The sequence below is a fragment of the Mycobacterium colombiense genome, assembly GCF_001672755.1.
GTDB classification, from domain to species: domain Bacteria; phylum Actinomycetota; class Actinomycetes; order Mycobacteriales; family Mycobacteriaceae; genus Mycobacterium; species Mycobacterium colombiense_C.
The window spans coordinates 121,555-127,717 of record NZ_LZKI01000074.1; the positions used below are offsets into that span (position 1 = coordinate 121,555).

2 protein-coding genes and 1 pseudogene are annotated in these 6,163 nt (G+C 69.8%); all 3 read left to right on the forward strand.

The features are described 5' to 3' along the window. Nucleotides 1-128: 128 nt before the first annotated feature. Complete coding sequence (gene hrpA / locus A5708_RS11480; protein WP_065028743.1) at nt 129-4,037, forward strand: ATP-dependent RNA helicase HrpA; 3,909 nt, start codon at nt 129-131, stop codon at nt 4,035-4,037. Between the two features lie 114 nt (nt 4,038-4,151). Continuing rightward, the gene (locus tag A5708_RS11485) at nt 4,152-5,699 is read left to right on the forward strand and encodes an FAD-dependent monooxygenase (RefSeq protein WP_269199388.1); all 1,548 of its coding nucleotides are present in this window, start codon (nt 4,152-4,154) and stop codon (nt 5,697-5,699) included. A gap of 37 nt (nt 5,700-5,736) precedes the next feature. Beyond that, nucleotides 5,737-5,994: pseudogene (locus A5708_RS11490) on the forward strand (hypothetical protein); the annotation flags it as partial. Between the last annotated feature and the right edge of the window lie 169 nt (nt 5,995-6,163).

Below are 6,163 nucleotides of genomic sequence, written 5' to 3' on the forward strand. Positions count from 1 at the left end.
ACTTCCCCCACCAGCCGGCATCCAATTCGATGCACTCGCCACGTGATACCCGCATTCGGCGCCGATCAACCCAGCCCGTCAGTCGGCGCGGTGGGGGTGCGGCCGCGCGATTGCCTATCCTGTGCGGGGTGGCCGAACCGTCTGCAGCGCAGTTGCGCAACCAGCTCGACGGTTTAACCTTGCGCGACGCCGCCCGCCTCGGCCGGCGCCTGAAGAACCTCCGCGGCGCGTCGCCCGAGAGGCTGCGCCAGTTCGCCGAGCAGGTCACCGCGGCGCGCACGGTCGTCGCCGCCCGTCAAGCCGCCGTCCCCACCATCACCTACCCCGACCTGCCGGTCAGCGACCGGCGGCAGGAAATCGCCGCAGCCATCCGGACGCATCAGGTGGTGGTGATCGCGGGGGAGACCGGGTCGGGGAAGACCACACAGCTGCCCAAGATCTGTCTCGAGGCCGGCCGCGGCATCCGTGGAACCATCGGCCACACCCAGCCCCGCCGGCTGGCCGCCCGCACCGTCGCCCAGCGCATCGCCGACGAGCTGGGCAGCCCGCTCGGCGACACGGTCGGCTATACCGTGCGCTTCACCGACCAGGTCAGCGATCGCACGCTGATCAAGCTGATGACCGACGGCATTCTGCTCGCCGAGATCCAGCGCGACCGCCGCCTGCTGCGCTACGACACGCTGATCCTCGACGAGGCGCACGAGCGCAGCCTCAACATCGACTTCCTGCTCGGTTACCTGCGTGAGTTGCTGCCGCGCCGACCCGATCTGAAGGTGATCATCACCTCGGCGACGATCGAGCCGCAGCGCTTCGCGGCGCACTTCGCGAACGCGCCGATCATCGAAGTGTCCGGCCGGACGTATCCGGTCGAGGTGCGCTACCGCCCGCTGGAGGTTGCCGTGCCTTCGGCCTCCGATGACGACCCGGACGACCCGGATCACGAGATCGTGCGTACCGAGACCCGCGACGAGGTCGAGGCGATCGTCGACGCGATCGGTGAACTCGAGGCCGAGCCGCCGGGGGACATCCTGGTCTTTCTCTCCGGAGAGCGCGAAATCCGTGATACCGCAGAGGCGTTGGGTGGACTCAAACACACCGAGGTGCTCCCGCTGTACGCGCGGCTACCCACCGCCGAGCAGCAGAAGGTGTTCGCACCCCATACCGGGCGCCGCGTCGTGCTGGCGACCAACGTCGCCGAAACCTCGTTGACCGTGCCGGGCATCCGCTACGTCATCGACCCGGGCAATGCCCGGATTTCGCGGTACAGCCGGCGATTGAAGGTGCAGCGGCTGCCGATCGAGCCGATCTCGCAGGCGTCGGCCGCGCAGCGGGCCGGCCGATGCGGCCGGGTCGCGCCCGGCATCTGCACCCGGCTCTACTCCGAGCAGGACTTCGCGGCGCGGCCGCGCTTCACCGAACCCGAGATACTGCGGACCAACCTCGCCGCCGTGCTGCTGCAGATGGCGGCCCTGCAGCTCGGCGACATCGAGGACTTCCCCTTCCTCGATCCACCGGACCGACGCAACGTCCGCGACGGCGTGCAACTGCTGGCCGAACTCGGCGCGTTCGACCAGCACGGCGCCATCACCGATCTCGGCCGCCGCCTCGCGCGACTGCCAGTCGATCCGAGGCTGGGCCGGATGATTCTGCAGGCACAGACCGAGGGGTGCGTCCGCGAGATGCTGGTGCTGGCCGCGGCGCTGACGATCCCGGACCCGCGGGAGCGCCCGAGCGACCGCGAGGAGGCGGCGCGGGCAAAGCACGCCCGTTTCGCCGACGAGCACTCCGACTTCATCTCCTACCTAAACCTGTGGCGCTATCTACGCGAGCAGCGGAAGTCATTATCCGGCAATGCGTTTCGCCGGATGTGCCGCTCGGACTTCCTGCATTATCTGCGCATCCGAGAGTGGCAGGATCTGGTCGGTCAGCTGCGCAGCATCGCCCGCGACCTGGGCATCGTCGAAGACGCCGGATCCGAGGAGCCGGCCGACCCGGCGCGGGTGCACGCGGCGCTGCTGGCGGGGCTGTTGTCGCATGTGGGCATGCGCCGCGAGGACACCCGCGAATACCTGGGTGCGCGCAACTCGCATTTCGTGCTGGCGCCCGGCTCGGCACTCACCAAACGGCCGCCGCGCTGGGTCGTCGTGGCGGAGCTGGTCGAGACCAGCCGCCTGTATGGGCGCACCGCCGCCCGCATCCAGCCCGAGGTCGTGGAGCGGGTCGCCGGCGAGCTGGTGCAGCGGACCTATAGCGAACCGCACTGGGATGCCAAACGCGGCGAGGTGATGGCCTACGAGCGCGTGACGTTGTACGGGCTGCCGCTGGCCGCGCGCCGGCGCGTCGGATACGCGCGCATCGAGCCGGTGGTAGCGCGCGAGTTGTTCATCCGCCACGCGCTGGTCGAGGGTCAGTGGCAAACCCGCCATCACTTCTTCGCGGACAACGCGCGGCTTCGGGCCGAGCTCGAGGAGCTGGAGGAGCGGGCCCGCCGCCGCGATCTGCTGGTCGGCGACGACGACGTATATGCGCTCTACGACGCCCGCATCCCCACCGACGTCGTCTCCGCGCGGCACTTCGACGCGTGGTGGAAGAAGCAGCGGCACAAGACACCGGACCTGCTGACGTTCACCCGCACCGACCTGCTGCGCACCGACGAGGCCGCCGACGCGGATCGGCCGCACACCTGGCGCACCGGCGACGTCGCGTTGCCGTTGACCTACCGGTTCGAGCCCGGCGCCGCTGACGACGGCGTCACCGTGCACGTGCCGATGGACGTGCTGGCGCGCCTGGGTGGCGACGAGTTCGCCTGGCAGGTGCCGGCGCTGCGCGAGGAACTGGTGACCGCGCTCATCCGCTCGCTGCCGAAAGACTTGCGCCGCAACTTCGTTCCCGCCCCCGACACGGCCCGCGCGGTGCTGGCGGCAATCGATCCGGCCACCGAGCCGCTGCTGCCGGCGCTGCAACGCGAGTTACGGCGTCGCACCGGGGTTTTGGTACCGATCGAAGCCTTCGACCTGGACAAGCTGCCCTCACACCTGCGGGTGACGTTCGCGGTGGAGTCCGGCGACGGCGCCGAGGTGGCCCGTGGCAAGGATCTACGGGCGCTGCAGGAGCGGCTCACGGCGCCGGCCCGGCAGGCCGTCGCGCATGCGGTCGCGGGCGAGCTCGAGCGGACGGGGTTGCGCGGCTGGCCCGAGGACCTCGGCGAACTGCCGCGCGTCGTCGAGCGCACGATCGATGGACGCACCGTGCGGGGCTTTCCCGCGTTCGCCGACGCGGGCGGCGCCGTCGACATTCGCGTGTTCGCCACGTCGGCCGAGCAGGGCAAGGCGATGGGGCCCGGCATCCGGCGGTTAGTGCGACTCGGCGTCCCCTCTCCGGTGAAAGCCATTGCACGGCAGCTTGATCCACGAACGCGACTCGCTCTCGGCACCAATCCGGATGGCGATCTGCCCGCGCTGCTGGAGGACTGCGCCGACGCCGCGGCCGACGCGCTTGTATCCGCGCCGGTGTGGACGCGCGCGGAGTTCGTCGCGCTGCAACAGCGGTCGGGAAAGTCCCTGCTGCCCGCCACCGTCGACATCGTGGGCCGTGTCGAGAAGGTGTTGGCCGCCGCCCAGGAGGCGCAACTCTTGATACCGGCGAGCCCGCCGCCCGCGCACACCGACGCAATCGCCGACCTCCGTGCGCAGCTGGGTCGGCTGTTGCCGCCCGGTTTCGTCACCGCCACCGGGGCCGCGCAGCTCGCCGACCTCACCCGCTACCTGCTCGGGATTCGTCGCCGCCTCGAGGCGCTGCCTCGCGCCGTCCAGGCCGATCGGGAGCGCATGCAGCGAGTGCACGCCGTGCAAAAGGCCTTCGACGAGCTGGTGCATGAGCTGCCGCAGCCGGCGAGGGCGGCCGTCGAGGTTCGCGATATCGCCCGGCAGATCGAGGAACTCAGGGTGAGCCTGTGGGCCCAGCAACTCGGTACGCCCCGCCCGGTCAGCGAGCAGCGGATCTACCGCGCGATCGACGCGGTGCGCGACCGTTGGTGATTGTTCTCCCCGCCACTTTCAACCTATAGCGCATACCGGGGCTTGCCGCAAGGCCCGGGTGGTGATGCAAAATCGCTGTCCTCGACCGGAATTCAGGCGAATCGGAGTGGCGAAGTGGATGTTTCGGAGGTATCGGAGAACGGCGGCACCGAGCACGCGGTGATCATCGGTGGCGGCGGCCCGACCGGGCTGATGCTGGCGGGCGAGTTGGCTTTGGCGGGGGTCGACGCCGCGATTGTGGAGCGACGCACCAGCCAGGCGCTGATCGGAGCCCGGGCCGGCGGCCTGCATTCCCGCACCATCGAAGTCCTCGATCAGCGTGGCATCGCCGATCGGTTCCTGTCCCGGGGCCAGGTGGCGCAGGTGGCCGGGTTCTCTCAGATCCGGCTGGACATCAGTGACTTTCCCACCCGGCACCCCTACGGACTCGCGCTGTGGCAGAACGAGATCGAACGCATCCTGGCCGACTGGGTCGGCGAGCTCGGCGTGCCGATCTACCGCGGCGCCCAGGTGGCAACGTTTGCCCAGGACGGCGACGGCGTCGACGTCGGCCTGTCCGACGGCCGCATGATGCGGGCGGAGTATCTCGTCGGATGCGACGGAGGACGCAGCGTCGTCCGCAAGGCGGCCGGCATCGAATTTCCCGGATGGGCCGCGACGACCAGCTATCTGCTGGCCGAGGTTCACTTCGGGACCGGGCAATCCCCGCAGTGGGGCGTCCGCCACGACGCAATCGGCGTCCACGCCCTGTCCACCGCCGAGGAGGGCGGAGGTGTTCGGGTGATGGTCACCGAGACGCAGCTTGGACCGGCCACCGAACCCACACTGCGCGACCTGAGCCGGGCGCTCGTCGCCGCCTACGGGACCGACTACGGAATTCACAGTCCCACTTGGCTTTCCCGGTTCACCGACGCGGCGCGGCAGGCCGCCGCCTACCGCCGCGGGCGGGTCCTGCTCGCCGGCGACGCCGCACATGTTCACCACCCGGTGGGCGGGCAGGGCCTCAACACCGGCGTGCAGGATGCGGTGAATCTGGGCTGGAAGCTGGGCCAGGTGGTCAACAGGACATCCCCCGACAGCCTCCTGGACAGCTACCACGCCGAACGGCACCCGGTAGCCAGGCGGGTGCTGCGCAACGCGCTGGCGCAGATGGCGCTCCTTCGCCCCGACGAACGCACCCGGGCACTGCGCGACACCGTCTCCGACCTCCTCGCCATGGACGAATCCCGCGCCTGCTTCGGCGCGATGATGTCCGGCCTGGACATCCGTTATGACCTGGGCGGGAGACAACCGCTGGTGGGACGCCGCATGCCCGACCTGGACCTGGTCACCACCGACGGGTCGCTGCGCGTGTTCGACCTGCTGCGGGACGCCCGCCCGGTGCTGCTCAATTTCGGCGAGACCGGCCGCACCGACATCGCACCCTGGGCGGACCGGGTTCGGATGGTCGACGCGAAACATGTGGACCGGTGTGTGCTTCCGGTGCTCGGCGCCGTGAGCGTGCCGCCTGCGGTGTTGATCCGGCCGGACGGACACGTCGCCTGGGCGGGCGCCGGCACCGACCCGGCGCTACGCGACTCCCTCGCCACGTGGTTCGGGCCGGCCGCCGCGACGTCAGGCGACCAAAAAAGGGTGACTTGTGTCGGCCCGCGCAGGGTGTAACGTGCGTGTTCGCTGTTCAAGAGCAGGAAGACCGACCGTGGACATGCCAACCGAGCAACCGCCGACTCCGCCCATGGACTGGGCCGAGGCCCAACCCTTGCTCCGGCCGGTGCTGCGCCCGCAAAGCTACGTCAACAGCCTGGTCAACACCGGGGCCCAGCCCTGGGTCCGGCCGGTGTTCCCCTTCATCAACGAGATGGTGGTCGTCGACCTACCCACTGTGCGGGCCATCGTCTCGCCGGCGGAAACGGGAGCTTGGGGCATCACCGGCGATCAGGCGTTCGCGGTGGCCAGGATCATCGAATCGATGTATGTGCCGCCGTCCGCGTCTTTCAACAGGTACTTCTCGCCCGGCTGAAGGGCCTGCTGACGCGCGGAAAGGTTCTCCCTGGCCACCGCGAACGCCTGATCGCCGGTGATGCCCCAAGCTCCCGTTTCCGCCGGCGAGACGATGGCCCGCACAG